Annotated in this window: 20 protein-coding genes; 18 read left to right on the top strand and 2 right to left on the bottom strand. The window is 41.1% G+C overall.

Annotation, left to right across the window (positions count from 1 at the left end; genetic code table 11):
- The first annotated feature begins 5 nt into the window (after positions 1-5).
- The 14 genes from ASD40_RS00700 (at position 6) to ASD40_RS00635 (ending at position 9,284) form a co-directional block, all read left to right on the top strand.
- Positions 6-650, top strand: a complete 645-nt coding sequence (locus tag ASD40_RS00700) for a 2-oxo acid dehydrogenase subunit E2 (RefSeq protein WP_057301436.1) — start codon at positions 6-8, stop codon at positions 648-650.
- A gap of 21 nt (positions 651-671) precedes the next feature.
- A complete protein-coding gene (locus ASD40_RS00695) occupies positions 672-1,853 on the top strand; it encodes an acetyl-CoA C-acetyltransferase (protein ID WP_057301435.1) in 1,182 nt (393 codons plus the stop codon).
- Between the two features lie 21 nt (positions 1,854-1,874).
- Complete coding sequence (locus ASD40_RS00690) at positions 1,875-2,729, top strand: 3-hydroxybutyryl-CoA dehydrogenase (RefSeq protein WP_057301434.1); 855 nt, start codon at positions 1,875-1,877, stop codon at positions 2,727-2,729.
- A gap of 170 nt (positions 2,730-2,899) precedes the next feature.
- A complete protein-coding gene (locus tag ASD40_RS00685; protein WP_057301433.1) occupies positions 2,900-3,256 on the top strand; it encodes a hypothetical protein in 357 nt (118 codons plus the stop codon).
- 12 nt (positions 3,257-3,268) lie between these two features.
- Positions 3,269-3,547, top strand: coding sequence for a DUF962 domain-containing protein (locus ASD40_RS38410; RefSeq protein WP_327205269.1), 279 nt, complete (start codon positions 3,269-3,271; stop codon positions 3,545-3,547).
- Positions 3,548-3,644: 97 nt separating this feature from the next.
- On the top strand, positions 3,645-4,112 hold the full coding sequence (locus ASD40_RS00675; RefSeq protein WP_057301432.1) for a GNAT family N-acetyltransferase: 468 nt from the start codon (positions 3,645-3,647) through the stop codon (positions 4,110-4,112).
- 109 nt (positions 4,113-4,221) lie between these two features.
- A complete protein-coding gene (locus ASD40_RS39330; protein ID WP_414858657.1) occupies positions 4,222-4,485 on the top strand; it encodes a DUF6933 domain-containing protein in 264 nt (87 codons plus the stop codon).
- A gap of 147 nt (positions 4,486-4,632) precedes the next feature.
- Complete coding sequence (locus ASD40_RS00665; protein ID WP_057301430.1) at positions 4,633-5,358, top strand: class I SAM-dependent methyltransferase; 726 nt, start codon at positions 4,633-4,635, stop codon at positions 5,356-5,358.
- A 149-nt stretch (positions 5,359-5,507) separates the two neighbouring features.
- A complete protein-coding gene (locus ASD40_RS00660; protein WP_057301429.1) occupies positions 5,508-6,413 on the top strand; it encodes an S-layer homology domain-containing protein in 906 nt (301 codons plus the stop codon).
- Positions 6,414-6,585: 172 nt separating this feature from the next.
- Positions 6,586-7,629 (top strand): rod shape-determining protein, encoded by a 1,044-nt coding sequence (locus ASD40_RS00655; RefSeq protein WP_057301428.1) that lies wholly within the window; start codon positions 6,586-6,588, stop codon positions 7,627-7,629.
- A 15-nt stretch (positions 7,630-7,644) separates the two neighbouring features.
- Positions 7,645-8,025, top strand: coding sequence for a hypothetical protein (locus tag ASD40_RS00650; RefSeq protein WP_057301427.1), 381 nt, complete (start codon positions 7,645-7,647; stop codon positions 8,023-8,025).
- A gap of 15 nt (positions 8,026-8,040) precedes the next feature.
- Complete coding sequence (locus tag ASD40_RS00645) at positions 8,041-8,301, top strand: hypothetical protein (RefSeq protein WP_057301426.1); 261 nt, start codon at positions 8,041-8,043, stop codon at positions 8,299-8,301.
- A 134-nt stretch (positions 8,302-8,435) separates the two neighbouring features.
- The gene (locus tag ASD40_RS00640) at positions 8,436-8,786 is read left to right on the top strand and encodes a VOC family protein (RefSeq protein WP_057301425.1); all 351 of its coding nucleotides are present in this window, start codon (positions 8,436-8,438) and stop codon (positions 8,784-8,786) included.
- 21 nt (positions 8,787-8,807) lie between these two features.
- Complete coding sequence (locus tag ASD40_RS00635; protein WP_057301424.1) at positions 8,808-9,284, top strand: GyrI-like domain-containing protein; 477 nt, start codon at positions 8,808-8,810, stop codon at positions 9,282-9,284.
- 111 nt (positions 9,285-9,395) lie between these two features.
- Here the strand turns inward: ASD40_RS00635 and ASD40_RS00630 are convergent, their stop codons facing one another.
- On the bottom strand, positions 9,396-10,160 hold the full coding sequence (locus ASD40_RS00630; protein WP_082562011.1) for a C40 family peptidase: 765 nt from the start codon (positions 10,158-10,160) through the stop codon (positions 9,396-9,398).
- 175 nt (positions 10,161-10,335) lie between these two features.
- Between ASD40_RS00630 and ASD40_RS00625 the strand changes: the two genes are divergently transcribed.
- On the top strand, positions 10,336-11,565 hold the full coding sequence (locus ASD40_RS00625; RefSeq protein WP_057301677.1) for an MFS transporter: 1,230 nt from the start codon (positions 10,336-10,338) through the stop codon (positions 11,563-11,565).
- A gap of 83 nt (positions 11,566-11,648) precedes the next feature.
- Here ASD40_RS00625 and ASD40_RS00620 read toward each other — a convergent pair whose 3' ends face one another.
- A complete protein-coding gene (locus tag ASD40_RS00620) occupies positions 11,649-11,831 on the bottom strand; it encodes a hypothetical protein (RefSeq protein WP_057301423.1) in 183 nt (60 codons plus the stop codon).
- Positions 11,832-11,971: 140 nt separating this feature from the next.
- Between ASD40_RS00620 and ASD40_RS00615 the strand changes: the two genes are divergently transcribed.
- From ASD40_RS00615 to ASD40_RS00605, 3 genes are all read left to right on the top strand, one after another.
- Entirely contained in the window at positions 11,972-12,448 is a 477-nt protein-coding gene (locus ASD40_RS00615; RefSeq protein WP_057301422.1) for a DUF3189 family protein, read from the top strand.
- Positions 12,449-12,520: 72 nt separating this feature from the next.
- Positions 12,521-13,372 carry a VOC family protein gene (locus ASD40_RS00610; protein WP_057301421.1) on the top strand — a complete coding sequence of 284 codons (852 nt, stop codon included), beginning with the start codon at positions 12,521-12,523 and terminating at the stop codon, positions 13,370-13,372.
- A gap of 166 nt (positions 13,373-13,538) precedes the next feature.
- Positions 13,539-15,017: a spore germination protein gene (locus ASD40_RS00605; RefSeq protein ID WP_063860129.1), complete on the top strand. Its 1,479-nt coding sequence runs from the start codon at positions 13,539-13,541 to the stop codon at positions 15,015-15,017.
- Positions 15,018-15,024 lie beyond the last annotated feature (7 nt).

The raw sequence follows: 15,024 nt of genomic DNA, 5'->3' as shown, positions 1-15,024 counted from the left end.
TGGGTATGCAGAGTATCTCTGAAAATCCCCGCGCTTGGATGATGATCGAAGTGGATGTCAGTAACCTCGTCGCCTTGCGGCAAGAGTTGAAAGACGATTTTATGCATAGAGAGGGCGTCCCGCTATCGCTTAGCCCATTCGTAATGAAACCGATCGTGAATGCTTTGAAGGAGTTCCCCGTACTGAATTCAACCTGGCACTCGGGCAGCATCCTTGTCAAAAAGGATATCAACCTATCGATAGTTGTTGCTATTGCCAACGATACCGTCGTAACACCTGTGATCTATCATGCGGATCGTAAATCCATTGCAGGAATCGCAATTGAGCTGTATGAGTTGGTCAACAGGGCGCGAAGAAATTCTTTGCTGCCTACCGATTTAGTTGAGGGTTCATTTACATTTAGCAACACCGGCTCGGTTGGATCCTTGCTTTCCTGTCCAATCAATAATAATCCGCAGGCGGCCATACTGACATTTGAGTCCATTGTGCGTAAGCCCGTAGTTATTCAGGAGATGATTGCGATCCGATCGATAGCCAACCTTTGTCTTTCCTATGATCACCGGATGGTGGACGGATTGATATGCAGCCGTTTCATGCAGCGGGTTAAGTATTATTTGGAGAAATATGATCAAGAAACGATCATTTATTGAGAATGATGGGGGGACGAATCCATGAGGGAAAGTGTAGTTGTGGGCGGTGCCCGAACCCCTTTTGGTAAATTGGGCGGTGCCTTGAAAGAGATCTCAGCCGTCAATCTTGGTGGAACAGCGATCAAAGAGGCAATCCTCCGATCTTCGATTGATCCGGCAACGATTGACGAGGTGCTTATGGGGATGGTGCTGCAAGCAGGAACGGGACAAATTCCCTCACGTCAGGCTGCACGATGGGCCGGTTTAGATTGGGGCGTGACGACGGAGACCATTAACAAAGTGTGCGCTTCTGGGCTGAGAAGTGTGACAATGGCTGATCAAATCATACGTTCAGGAGATGCAGATGTTATCGTAGCCGGCGGGATGGAAAGCATGAGTAATGCACCATTTGCACTTCCAACCGCCCGGTGGGGAGCAAGAATGGGAGATCAAAGCCTCATGGATCTCATGATTCATGATGGCTTATGGTGTTCATTTCACAATGTGCATATGATTGTGCATGGCAGCACTGTTGCCGAAGAGTTCGGAATTAGCCGTAAAGCACAGGATGAATGGGCACTTCGCAGTCATATTCGTGCCATAGATGCGATGAATAAGGGATATTTTGCGGAGGAAATCATCCCTGTAACCTTCGAGAGTAAGGGAGGAACGATTGAGATTAGTCAAGACGAAGTCCCTAGAGCGGATACAAGTCTTGAAAAGCTTGCCGCTTTACCTTCTTTGTTCACAAAGGATGGCACCATAACAGCTGGGAACGCCCCGGGTGTTAATGACGGAGCAGCTGCCATGGTGGTCATGTCCAAAGCGAAGGCTGTTTCTCAGGGGATAAAGCCTCTGGCTAGGATTGTTGGTCACGCTGCTGTAGGTGAAAGAGCGCCATATATCGCGACCACACCAGCTCTGGCGATTCTGAAGCTTTTGCGTCAAACAGGTTTGTCGTTGGAGCAAGTCGACAGGTTCGAAGTAAATGAGGCCTTTGCGGCCGTTTTACTGACTAGTGGAAGATTACTTGGCTGGAATCTGGAGCGAGTCAACGTTAATGGGGGAGCGATTGCTCTTGGTCATCCTATTGGCGCAAGCGGGGCGCGAATCATACTGACTTTGATCCATGAACTGCGGAGAAATGGCGGAGGCTATGGCATAGCCGCGATATGCAGCGGTGCAGCTCAAGGAGACGCTATTCTTTTGCTTGTAGATCCATAAGCTTGTGTCGGGGGTGAATAGATGAATATACAGACTATCATGGTTGTAGGTGCGGGACAAATGGGGAGCGGTATCGTTCAAGTTGCTGCTGCTTCGGGTTTCAAGGTGATCTTGCATGATATTTCCATGACGTTTATAGACAAAGGATTAGCCTCAATAGATAAACAACTAACTAGAGGAGTTGAGAAAGGTGGTCTTACAGAAGTAAGGAAGGCTGAAATTCTAAGTCGAATACAACCGGCGGAGCATTTAGAACAAGCGGAACAGGTAGATATTGTAGTTGAAGCCATTTCCGAGAATATGGTGTTGAAAACTTCACTATTCCAAAAGCTGGATGCCATTTGCCCGCCTAATGCAATCTTGGCATCGAATACATCATCGCTTCCTATTACCGAAATTGCCGCGGTCACGGAGCGTCCGACCCAGGTGATTGGCATGCATTTCATGAACCCAGTACCGGTTATGCCTTTAGTTGAAGTCATCCGTGGTTTGGAAACTTCGCAGGAAGTGTTCGAAGCTGTTTATAAGCTGAGCGAAAAGATGGGGAAGACCCCTGTGGAAGTGAAAGACTTTCCTGGGTTTGTGTCGAATCGTATCTTGATGCCGATGATTAACGAAGCTATTTTTACCGTTTATGAAGGTGTTGCATCTGTTGAATCGGTCGATACCGTGATGAAGCTTGGTATGAAGCATCCCATGGGACCGCTAGAGTTGGCGGATTTCATCGGGTTGGATACATGCCTATCCATTATGGAAGTCCTTTATGAAGGCTTTAAAGATTCGAAATATCGTCCATGTCCACTTCTGCGGAAGTACGTGAAAGCAGGGCGTTTGGGGCGCAAATCTGGTCAAGGTTTTTATTCGTATCCTGTTTGAAAAAAAGGATACCAATGGACAGTCACTACACATGGGGCTGTCCATTTTGATTCGACCATAAGAATTTTTGAGAAAGAAGGGAGTTTGTGCAGGGATATTTTGGGATTTATTGAATTAAACCAAAGGAAGTTTATGATAAAAAATGGATCAACCACTGAAAGGATTAACCTATGACGATTATTGGAATTATTACAGCTATTATATTTGCAATACTGATTTCTATTTATCTAGGGCCATTTGGGGGAATTGTTTTACTTGCTGTTATTTTTGGGCTAGTTTTAAGTACACATCAAAGAAACAAAAAAATGTATGAAGATATTCAGAGAATTAAAGAACGATTAGGCATCGTGGATCGTAACGATTTTCATATGACGAATGAGGAAATTGAAGAGGAACTTGAACTTCAAGTGCATAGTGAATCCGAACAAAAGCATCTTGAAAAGATTAATGTAGAAATTGAAGATGAGCTTGAAGCGTATTTGAACAAAGTGAAAGATAAAAATAAAGATATGGACAATGATAAATGAGGAAAAATTGAGATGAGACTAAAGAAGTTCATAGTTCGAGTTCAACGCGACTTAGATTATTATCTGAAAGAGCATCAGAATAAGACCAATCGAATAATGCACTATTTTGCTTTTATGTCGGCTTTTATGGCTTGGCTATTTTTGTTTTATGACCTGAAAGTAACGCTAATCCTAGCCATATTACATTACCTTTTATCATGGGTAGGACATTTCTATTTTGAGGGGAATAAACCGGCATCGTTTCGTTACCCGCTTATAGGTTTCTATTCTGGGTTTACATGGTTTTTATAAAAACGTTTGAAATTGTAACTGGTAAAGAAATTTTGAACAAATGGTTAAATGAGAAACGTGAGGATTGAGATCACAAATAATAAGTGGAGTGTGTTACATGTCAATAGAAATTAGAGAAGCAAAAATAGAAGAAGTAGACATTGTATTTCGTACAATGCAAGAATCGTTTATGGAATATAGTGGGAAGCTGAATCCACCTTCAGGAGCACTTGCTGAAACGACTCAACATGTAATAAATACCTTTAAAGAAGGTGGGGGAGCCGTATTAGCATGGCATGAAATTAGTGCTGTAGGCTCGGCTAGATATAGATTTATTGAAGATTATATTTATATTGGGCGAGTTTCAGTTATACAGGAATATCGCGGAAGAGGAATATGTAAATCATTATTGAATTTTATAGAAAATAAAGCATTGTCATTGGGAATTAAAGAATCAAAAGTTGCGGTACGGTTGTCGATTCCAGAAAACATAGCTATGTATAAGAGGCTAAAATATGAAGTGAGTGAACATAAATTTTATCCGGATCGAACAGATAGCTGGTATGTAATGAGTAAGAAACTATAAGAAAGTAGTGAATATGAATGACTGTAATTGCATGTACAAAGAAGTTATTTGATTTAAGTAATTATCCAGTTTCGCCAATTCCGGAAGTGGGATGTAGACCATTGAATAGTTGGCATGGCAAGAGGTTAATTTGTTTTTATCGAATATGGACAAGTTTATTTACACGAAAACTCACAATAGAAGCATCGTGGGATCAATAAATGAGCAAATTTACATAACACAACATTGGATTGAAAAATATCTCCCTACTGACGAGCTGAATATTGTAGGTCTTAATATATGGCTGAATGATTCTGTTAGTCTGCAGCTAGTGGAAGGATACCCTAGGCTTGCTTTAAAGAATGCTTTGCAGGATACCAGTATTCACCAATGAAGAAAGTTAGTATGTACTTTCTTGGAACGCTCAATATACGGCTGCAAATTAGGATTGGCTTCAATTCTATTTTTAGGATAGGTCACGGAAAAGAGACATTAAAGTGAATGTTTATTTATGTGAAAAGAAAATGAGGAAACGACAACTATGGATAATAGGATCAAAATCATTAGAGATGAAGAGCGAAAATATCATGAAGCTTGTTACGATAACTACAAATTATTTGAAGAGGGATCTTGGCTATCAAAACCTGTAAAAACAGTGATGGATACGCTAACTCATTTTAAATCTAAAGAAAATCTCACGGTATTAGATCTAGGTTGTGGAGTGGGCAGAAACAGTATTCCAATTGCTGAATCACTGAAGGAGCACCAGTCAGGAAAAATTATTTGTGTGGATATTATGGAATCTGCACTTAAGAAATTAGTTGATTATAGTGAACAGAATGGAGTTCGTGCGTACATAGAACCGAAGCTATCAGACATCGGAGACTATATCATCGAAGAGAATCAATTTGATTACATCATTGCTGTTTCTGCATTAGAACATGTAGAATCAGTTCCGAAATTTGTACAAGTTGTAGATAGAATGGCCCGTGGAACGAAAGAGAATGGGATTAATTGCGTTATTATGAGCACCAACATTCAAGAAATAGATGTAGAGTCAGGAATGGAATTAGATCCATTTATGGAACTTAACTTAACAACTAGTGATGTGAAACAATTAATATCATCGGCGTATTCAGACTGGGAAGTAATCTTTACTACTTTAAAAGCATTGCAATTTAATATAGAGAGAAATGGGCGCGAGATTTTGCTTAAGAGTGATTGTTTGACGTATGTCATTCAAAGAAATAAGGAGAATAAATCATGATCTGAAGCAGAATATAGAACTTAAATTAAAGTAATTATGCCGGGGGTATTCTTCGGTTTTATTTTTTTTTATAATCACTGAAACATTTTTCACGCACGATACGTTAAGAGTGTGTAATAAGATAACCAACTAAAAGGAGAGAATTAACTATGAAAAAGATAGCAGCTTTAACTTTGACAACAGCATTGGTTAGCAGTTTGACTTTTAGCAGTGCATTTGCTTTTACGGATGTAGAGGAAGGACAAGCTGCAGCGATCTCTGCTCTACAAGATCGCGGAATCGTGAGCGGTATTGATAAGGATCATTTCGTCCCAAAAGGAAAGATTAGTTATGCACAAACCATTCAAATGATTGTTAAAGGCATGAATTTGAACTTAGATACGTTACGCTTCATTAAACAGCCATTAGCTTCAGACATTTTTACCAACATCCCTAATGATGCTTGGTATGCGGATGCCTTTATCATAGCGCACTACAACGGTATGAACATTCCGAAGGATGTAAACCCGAACGCTACAATTACTCGTGAACAATTTGGTGAAATGCTCGTACGAGCTTTGGAAAAGAAGGGCAATTTCCCATTAGTGAAAATGTTTATCCCGATCAAAGATGAAGCTCAGATCACTCCTGAATATCAAGGCGCTTTACAGCGACTGCTGCTTTACAAAATTGCTGAACTAGACAAAGCAGGTATGTTTAATCCTAAGGCTGATCTTACTCGTGGGGAAGCTGCAGGCTGGATCTATAATGCGATTCGCGTCTTGGAAACACATATCCAAAAACCGACACCTATAGAAGATGTATCCGTAACTGTGGAGAAAGTAAATGACGATGTGAACAAGGTTACCTTATCAAGAGGTCAAAAACCGAATTCAGGTTACAGTATTGCCATTCAAAATGTTCGATTTGACCAAAACGGTCAAGCGGTGATTTCATACACCCTTCAGGATCCAAAACCGGACACGATGTATGCTGAAGTAATCACGGAGGCGAAAGCCGTAACTTACGTTTCCTCAGCTTATAAAGCAGTAGCAGAACCAGCAGCTGCGAACTAAATTATACTTATTTAAAAGTGCTGCTCACCTTTATGGTGGGCGGCATTTTTTGGGTTACCCCCATAGAATGGCTGCTTTATGCGAACAAGTATGAAGATGCAGTTAAGTCAAAATCAACTAATATACACGCTACTATGGGCATAGTCTATTGAACAGCGAGAAGGAGCGAGTCATGTTAAAGAGATTGGAAGAACTGTTTGGAGTAGACCTTGGCACCTGTAACACACTTATTTATCAACAAAAAAAAGGGATTGTATTGTCAGAGCCATCTGTCGTCGCCATTCAAACGGATACCGGGGAGATTAAAGCTTTTGGCAAGGAAGCCTATGATATGATAGGGAGAACTCCAGCTAATGTGGAGGTTATCTATCCTTTAAAAGATGGGGTTATCGCGAATTTCGATATGACCTTAGCGATGCTAAAATATTTTATAGGCAAAATAAAAAGAGGTTATCAATGGTTTCGCAGCTTCCAAGTACTGATTTCCGTGCCTTGTGGCATTACGAATGTGCAAAAGCGCGCCGTCGAGGAAATGATTGTACATAAAGGAGCAAGGAGATCTATCACGATCGAGGAGCCGCTGGCTGCGGCTATGGGCGCTGGGCTGCCTGTAGCAGAACCAATTGGCAGTATGGTCCTTGATATCGGCGGAGGGACAAGCCAAGTAGCCATCATTTCACTGGGTGGAATTGTCGTAAGTGAGTCGGTTCGCCGTGGAGGCATGTCGATAGATCAGGATATCATTGAGTATGTGAAGAAAACTTATAATATGGCTATTGGAGAACGGACTGCGGAGGAAATCAAGAAGAATGTCGCTGCTGTTGTGATGCCTGTGAATGAAGTGAAGATGGATGTAAGAGGGCGTGACCTTGTGGAGGGCTTGCCAAGAATGATATCGATCTCATCGAAGGAAATTTTCGAAATTATGGATGATTTTATTAAATCCATTATAGATTGTATTCGACTCGCGATGGAGAAATGCCCGCCGGAACTTGCCGGTGATGTGATGGAGCAGGGCATCCTGTTGTGTGGGGGAGGCGCATTATTGCAAGGATTGGATAAGCGATTGCAGCAGGACATAGGCGTTCCGGTTCATCTCGCAGAGCATCCGATGGAATGTATTGCTCAAGGTACAGGGAAAATGCTAAACTTCAATGGGGCGATAATTGAACGGTCTGAAAAGATTGTGACAGAAGATCGAGAAAGCGTCCTGTAAAGGAGGCTTTTTCTATTGAAATTTAGAGCAGTATCTGATCAGACGAAAATGAATGTTATGCTTTGGAGTATTAAAAAGGAAATCATGAAAGAGAATAGGTATTTAGAATCCCTACCTTATGACCCTACGCCAATGATGGAGGTCGTGAAACACCACATCGATAGATGGGATCCCATAAAGCTTCTCGCGATGGATGGTCCGGAGGATGAGTATGATGGTGAAACGCGAACAATAACCATTTACATCACGAAACATCTAGATGATCTAGATGCTCCATCCCTCGGCAAGGCGATTAATAAGGTATTAGGTGATTCTTTTCGTGATGAATTTCAAGCAGACGAACAGTCTATTGAAATAGCTTCAAGTATCATATATTCACTAAGATCAGACGTATAGGAATGGGGTGTTGTTGTGAGCGAAATGCTTAACAAATACTGTGCCAAAATATTCGGTAAAACGGGTGTTATTATCGAGATTGGCGTCGTAAAAAAGGTTGCGAGCCGAACGGTTCACGTTGATTGGGGAACCAAAACGTGGATCTATCAGAATAAAGATTTCATCTGGGCACCGCTATCTAAAGAAGAGTTTGAAGAAAAATATAAGAAACCTAAATTTTCTGAAGGGGCGCTTGCCAGAGCCTCAGAATTAGGTTTAAAGATTACGTATAATTAATACAAAAAGAAGCCGATCTTTGGTCATCAAGGGTCGGTTTTTTTGTTTGCTCCAGAAATATTTTCATTTACATGGGAACAAATATTCGGTATTATGGAGATGGGTATAAATACCAATTAGGGAGGTTGAATCATTTGGGTCGTGTTGTATTATTTGAAATGAATAGTCAAGATCCGGAACGTGCTGCAAGTTTTTATTCGTCAGTTTTTGGTTGGAAGATTGCAGAGCCTAACTGGGGATACCATCCAGTAACAACAGGAAATGACGATAAATCTGGCATTAACGGCGGTATTTCTAAGGGACCCAGTGATTATCCACACGGAATAAGAATTCAAATCGAAGTTGACAACATAGATGAGGCACTTACGAAATCCGTTGAATCGGGAGCGCAAATTGTTAAAGGTAAAATGGAATTTGATCATTTTTATCTTGCTTATTTAGTGGATCCAGTAGGAAATGGGATCGGTTTAATACAAAATAAATAAGCAATAGGAGGGACGAATACATTGGAAAACAAAACGATGATTAAATTTCACTGTGAGACTCTTAGAAGAGAGTACCAATTAGTTGGTCAGAGTCTTACAGCCAATTTTCCAAAAGGCTTCCCAGATGCAGCCCTACAAATACAAAGTCAATTTGCTGAGAGAAGACATGAGATCACGAATGCTATGGATCAGGAAGTACTCTTTTCGCCATATATGTGTAATGGTATATTTGCTACTTATTTTGCTTGCCTTGAAGTGGACGATTTAACTTTAATACCCGAAGGGATGATTGGTTTTAAGCTCCCTACCGTCACTTATGCCAAAATAAATTGTACAACGAAAACAATAGGTGAAGCGTACACAAGAATATTTGAGTGGATGAAAGAAAATGGATATCAACAAAAGTTTTTGGATCATTCATGTCCGATCGAAATATATTACTTTGAAGAAAATGTAGAGGAAGAAAATGTTGAAATATTAATTCCTATAAGAGATTAATGACATAGAGGCGTGTTCTTTAGAAAAGAACACGTCTCTTTAATTACGAGAAGTTCCCAAGAATGTTTGAGATATGCACAGTGAAAACATAGCTAAAGGTTAAAATAAGGATTATTTAGTATTTAATATCGAACCGCCTAAGACAAAGCGATAGGTTAGATGATTATTAGCAACTTCATCAATACGTACGCCACCTGTGGCCGCTGAGGCTGTATGTATGATTTTGCCATTACCCAAATAGATACCAACATGTGTAATGTTTTCGATTGATTTATCAATTCCAGTGTAATTATTCGGATCTGTCCCTTTAAAAGGGACGAAGAAAAGTAAATCTCCACGCTGGGCTTGATCGATAGATGTGTAAGTCCGATTGGAAAAAGATTGAACATAGGATGCTTGGCTTCGAGAATCTTTTGGGATATCCATCCCAAGAGAAGAAAAATAAACCCAATGTGTGAAGTCGGAGCAGTCAAATGTGGATGGGTCCGATCGATCCGAACTGAATTCGTATGGAGTTCCATAATACATAGCGGCTTGTGAGATCACATTTTCTGCATAATTACCTTCTTTGGGCTGTATGGAGGGATTGGGCCATACTTGAACGAGTCCTTGAGTTCCTCCAAGGATTTTGACAGAGCTATTAGAGGAAGAAGCGGCATCTTGAGCGTGATAGCCACGCTTTTCTAGTTCAATGTTCGCGTCACCTCGTTGAAGCAATACGTCTTGATTTGTAATTTTAGGATCCAACAATCGACTATCCATACCGCCTTGCTGCGTGGAGACTCCAATTTTTGGAGGGGCAACATTCCCTTTACCGCACCCGGATAAAACAAATATACAGCTTATTGCAATTAGTATTTTTGTTGTATGTTTCATTATAAGCCTCCGATCGATGATACCCATATTATGTTTAGATCTGTCACATTTAATCCGATGGGCAGCATGATCGACTTGAGGTTAGATATTTGGTTTGCAGAGGGAGTGTTTTTCTGTGATGTAACACAAAATAGGATAAGGCAAGCTAATGCGATGAGGAGAATGCGTTTTGAATGTGAATAAAACAAATTTGTTACGTGAACCGGCAAAACGAAAGTTGCTTTTCAGCACAGGGATTAGCTGGTTATTCGATGCTATGGATGTAGGGATAATTTCGTTTATTGTTGCTGCGCTAGCTGTCGAATGGAAATTAGGTGCACAGCAGATTGGCCTGCTGGCAGCTATTAATTCGATCGGAATGGCCGTAGGAGCTTTACTAGCAGGCTCCCTTGCTGATCGATACGGACGTCGTATGGTATTGCTTGGGACGCTTGTTATATTCTCGACTGCCAGCGGACTCTCTGCTCTTGCCACTAGCTTTGTTATTCTATGTATCCTACGTTTCGTTACTGGAGTAGGTCTTGGCGGGGAACTTCCTGTCGCATCAACTCTTGTTTCTGAGTCATTTCCCGTTAATGAAAGGGGACGTGCTGTCGTTCTACTAGAAAGCTTCTGGGCATGCGGGTGGATCGTCGCGGCGCTTATTGCTTATTTCATCATTCCTACATACGGCTGGCGTTCGGCGTTTGTTATCGGTGCGCTGCCGGCTTTATATGCTTTATACCTCAGACGATCGGTTCAAGATTCACCTAGATTTACCGAGCTGCGTAGTCGGAAATTGTCATTCCGCGAACGTATTGCTTCCGTATGGTCATCTAAATATCGAAGATCGACCGTAACACTTTGGATTTTATGGTTCACAGTAGTATTTTCCTATTACGGCATGTTTCTATGGCTTCCAACGGTCATGGTTCTAAAGGGTTTTGGCCTCGTGAAAAGCTTTCAATATGTATTGATTATGACGTTGGCACAGCTTCCAGGTTATTTTACCGCTGCTTATTTTATTGAGAAATTCGGACGTAAGTTTGTACTCGTCACCTATTTGCTGCTAACAGCAGCAAGCGCATTATGGTTCAGTAATGCTGAAACGGAAGGGCTGCTGATAGCAGCGGGCGTTAGTTTATCTTTTTTTAATCTTGGGGCATGGGGAGCCATGTATGCTTACACACCGGAGTTGTACCCAACCGAAGTTCGCTCTACGGGTGTTGGGCTTGCCGCATCCATCGGACGTATCGGCGGTATCATTGGTCCGTACCTTGTAGGTTTGTTGGTGGCGAGTAATAAAGCAATCACCTCCATTTTTATGGTATTCTTCGTAGCGATTGTCATCGGAGCACTCGTTTTATTGTTTTTTGGCAAAGAAACAAAAGATACGGACCCCGATTATGCAGCTGATCCTACCTAAAGGATATTCCAAGATGACGGATTAACAACAAAAAACCACGCAACAGTGCGTGGCTTCTCTGTAATTTTTCTATTAGTTACTAATTACGTTGTCTCACGTTCAATGATTTCCTCTAGTTCTGAACTATGCTCGTTTGCAGCTGCAATGATTTCTTGATCTACCTTATTTTTTCCTTGCATGAGCTCTGCCGCTTGTGCCTGATTGTTCAACTGTTCTTCCTCTTGGCCGATCCCATGCGCTCCTTGATGTCCACTGTTTGTTGTCATTGTCATGAAGGCTCCCTTGCTGTTATTTAAAAGGATACAACAAACTGTAATATGCACGAGAATAAGGTTGTTTTATTCATTATAGGAGATAATGAGTAAACAAGTAATATACAATATTCTCAGGGCGGTGGGTATGAACTATGATTTATATTTATAACGATTTCGGAGGAACACATACAACAGCTTTAGCAGCAGCTTATCATCTCAAAAAATTGGACGGTTCTCACGAGCCCTCAAGAGATGAAATACTGAATACACACAATTTCAATAAGCTAGTTTATAAAGACAGAGGGAAATTTTACTTTCATGGCAAGGATGAGGATGGCAATAAAGTATACACAATGGGCAGAGGGAGGTCTAAAATCCTCGTTCCGGGCGTTTTTAATCTCATTGATATGCTGATTGAAGAAGAGGTTCTCGACGCAAAAATCATTTTATCCAATACGTCTCCAACTGTGCCTTTTGCGATGACGTGTGGTGGAATGCTTTCACGATGGTTAAAAATTGATTTCATAGGTGTGCCCTTATTGGTTATAGGGGCAAAACAAGCGTATAAAGACATTTTTAATCTCGTTCAACATACGAAACAGACCGCGAAAACGTCAAACTCCCATTAATTATGCTTGATAATAAAGAGTTCAAGTAATTATTCAAGTTTCAAAAGATAAAATCTTATGGGAGGTTCTCATATGAAGAAGTTTCATCAACGTCCAAATACATTTGTTAGTCATGTGCATTTAATCGTAGAAGAGCTTCAAAAGTCATTATCGTTCTATCAAGGGGTCTTAGGGTTTCAAATTTTGGATCGCACACGATCCTCAATTTCAATGACGCTAAACGGAAAGGATGCTCTGGTTACCCTAGAACAGCCAGTAGATGTCTTACCGAAAGAACCGCGTCGTTCAGGACTTTATCATTACGCAATACTACTGCCGGATCGGAAAGAGTTGGCAAAAGTCATTCAGCACTTCATTGATATCAAATACCCGTTACAAGGATTATCTGATCATCTTGTGAGCGAGGCGCTGTACTTGGCGGACCCAGACGGGAATGGGATGGAAATTTATGTAGATCGTCCATCTGAAAGCTGGGAATGGATTGGGGAGCAAGTCACTATGGCAACTGAACAGGTTGATTTACACAGTCTTTTGTCCGAAGCGAATGAAGAGAAGTTCACGGGTTTGCCGTCAGATTCTATTATGGGGCATATCCATCTACATGTTTCAGACCTCTCTAGAGCAGCGGAATTTTATATGGATGGACTTGGGTTTAAGGTTGTTTATCAAATAAGCAATCAAGCGCTCTTTATTTCGAGTGGAGGATACCATCATCATATCGGATTAAATATCTGGAACGGTAAAAACATACAAGAACCATCTCGTAACAGCGTTGGTCTGAAATATTTCACAATTGTATTTGCCGATGAAAAAACTAGAGATGGCGCCATAAAGAATCTAGAACTGTTGGGCTATCCTGTAAACGAATATATAGCAGTCGACCCATCAGGAAATCATATTCGGTTAACCGTCGCCATGGATTAGCAGCCAGAAGCCGCATTGGTCCTGAACGAGTCACGCCCTTAAGATCCATCGCAATTATGCGATGGTTTTTTGCATTTTCTAAAGCTATATGGGATTGTTTTCCTGACTTTTTGACATACTATGCGATATGGCATTGTGAAACGAGGGATTGTTTAACGTGCAGAACATGAATAACTACTTACCTGCCGATATTATTGAGTTGGAACAGCTGCTTCAAGAGGCTCTCAATGATAATCCAAATCTAATTGCCAAATATGTCATGCTTGGACAGCAAACGGCCGCCATCTATTACATAGAAACATTAGTTGATCAGGATTTGCTTCAAAGGGATATTATTCAACCTTTATTAACTTTAGTCGATGTACCTTCAATAAGTGAAACAGACCGATTTCCCGTTGCAGGGATTATTGAGGTTAAAGATACTCAGGCTGTTGTGGAAAAATTATTGTTCGGATGGGTGTATCTTCACTCCGATGATTCCCGTTTTAATCTTATGCTGAATATGTACAAACCTACTAATCTGAACTTTTCAAAAGCTGATATTGAAAGCCAAGTATTTGGCCCGCAGATCGCCTTCAACGAAATATTAAGGTCTAACGTTGCCTTGCTCCAAATGTATCTGCCGAGTCCAAACTTATGTCAGGAGAACTTGGAAGTTGGAGTGGATATCAAGACACAATTGGCGATGTTTTATATCAAAAATCTTACTGATAATGAGCTCATTAAACGAGTACGCGATAGGATCAATAGTCTTGAGATAGATGGTGTGGTATCCAGTGCACAATTAGTACAGTTAATTGAGGATAATAAATTTACGATCTTCCCGCAGTTTGTAATGACCGAACGTATAGATCGTACAGCTTTTTCACTATCAGAAGGGAAAATTGTTCTGTTTGTTTCCGGAAGTCCGTTTGCCATTGTATGTCCTTCGACGATGATGGATTTCTTCGCTTCCCCGGAAGACCATCAAGTTCGCTGGAATATGGCTACCTTTTTCCGGCTTTTGCGGGTTGGAGCCATGGTTTTATCTTTACTATTCACACCCGTCTATGTAGCTGCATTAACGTATCATTATGAAATCATTCCTTCTGCCATGGTCGTGCCGCTGGCTGAATCTCGAACACGGGTACCATTTCCCCCCTTAATGGAAGCTTTGTTTCTGGAAATTACGATCGAGCTGCTTCGTGAAGCAGGCGCAAGACTTCCGACCAAGATTGGTCAAACAATCGGAATCGTAGGTGGTATCGTCATCGGACAGGCAGCCGTGCAGGCAGGATTTACAAGTAATATTCTCATCATTATCGTAGCGCTTGGAACATTGGCATCGTTTATTACTCCGATTTATCTAATGGGCATTACGATTCGTATCATCCGGTATCCAATCATTATACTCGCAGGCTTTTATGGAGGAATTGGTATCATGATTGGAATCTGCTTTTTGATCATTCATCTTCTTCGTTTAACAAGTCTGGGACAACCTTATTTGTACCCGCTCTATCCGTTTCGAAAAGTGGACTTGAAAGACAGCATTTTGAGATTACCTTTCACTTTTTTGCGCGAACGCTCGACGTATATCCGTGGTGATGATACCTACAGGTTTGAGGAACAAGAAACTGCGGCTAGCCACGGAGATATTGATGAATAATGGACAA

The organism is Paenibacillus sp. Root444D2, assembly GCF_001426375.1.
Classification (GTDB): Bacteria; Bacillota; Bacilli; order Paenibacillales; family NBRC-103111; genus Paenibacillus_E.
The sequence above is the reverse complement of the archived record's forward strand: the minus strand, read 5'-3'. Positions and strand labels throughout refer to the sequence as shown.

Excerpts from the sequence above, each read along its gene's own strand:
- ASD40_RS00700 (WP_057301436.1), top strand. The coding sequence starts at position 6 with ATGCAGAGTATCTCTGAAAATCCCCGCGCTTGGATGATGATCGAAGTG.
- ASD40_RS00695 (WP_057301435.1), top strand. The coding sequence starts at position 672 with ATGAGGGAAAGTGTAGTTGTGGGCGGTGCCCGAACCCCTTTTGGTAAA.
- ASD40_RS00690 (WP_057301434.1), top strand. The coding sequence starts at position 1,875 with ATGAATATACAGACTATCATGGTTGTAGGTGCGGGACAAATGGGGAGC.
- ASD40_RS00685 (WP_057301433.1), top strand. The coding sequence starts at position 2,900 with ATGACGATTATTGGAATTATTACAGCTATTATATTTGCAATACTGATT.
- ASD40_RS38410 (WP_327205269.1), top strand. The coding sequence starts at position 3,269 with ATGAGACTAAAGAAGTTCATAGTTCGAGTTCAACGCGACTTAGATTAT.
- ASD40_RS00675 (WP_057301432.1), top strand. The coding sequence starts at position 3,645 with ATGTCAATAGAAATTAGAGAAGCAAAAATAGAAGAAGTAGACATTGTA.
- ASD40_RS00665 (WP_057301430.1), top strand. The coding sequence starts at position 4,633 with ATGGATAATAGGATCAAAATCATTAGAGATGAAGAGCGAAAATATCAT.
- ASD40_RS00660 (WP_057301429.1), top strand. The coding sequence starts at position 5,508 with ATGAAAAAGATAGCAGCTTTAACTTTGACAACAGCATTGGTTAGCAGT.
- ASD40_RS00655 (WP_057301428.1), top strand. The coding sequence starts at position 6,586 with ATGTTAAAGAGATTGGAAGAACTGTTTGGAGTAGACCTTGGCACCTGT.
- ASD40_RS00630 (WP_082562011.1), bottom strand. The coding sequence starts at position 10,160 with ATGAAACATACAACAAAAATACTAATTGCAATAAGCTGTATATTTGTT.
- ASD40_RS00620 (WP_057301423.1), bottom strand. The coding sequence starts at position 11,831 with ATGACAACAAACAGTGGACATCAAGGAGCGCATGGGATCGGCCAAGAG.
- ASD40_RS00615 (WP_057301422.1), top strand. The coding sequence starts at position 11,972 with ATGATTTATATTTATAACGATTTCGGAGGAACACATACAACAGCTTTA.
- ASD40_RS00610 (WP_057301421.1), top strand. The coding sequence starts at position 12,521 with ATGAAGAAGTTTCATCAACGTCCAAATACATTTGTTAGTCATGTGCAT.
- ASD40_RS00605 (WP_063860129.1), top strand. The coding sequence starts at position 13,539 with ATGAATAACTACTTACCTGCCGATATTATTGAGTTGGAACAGCTGCTT.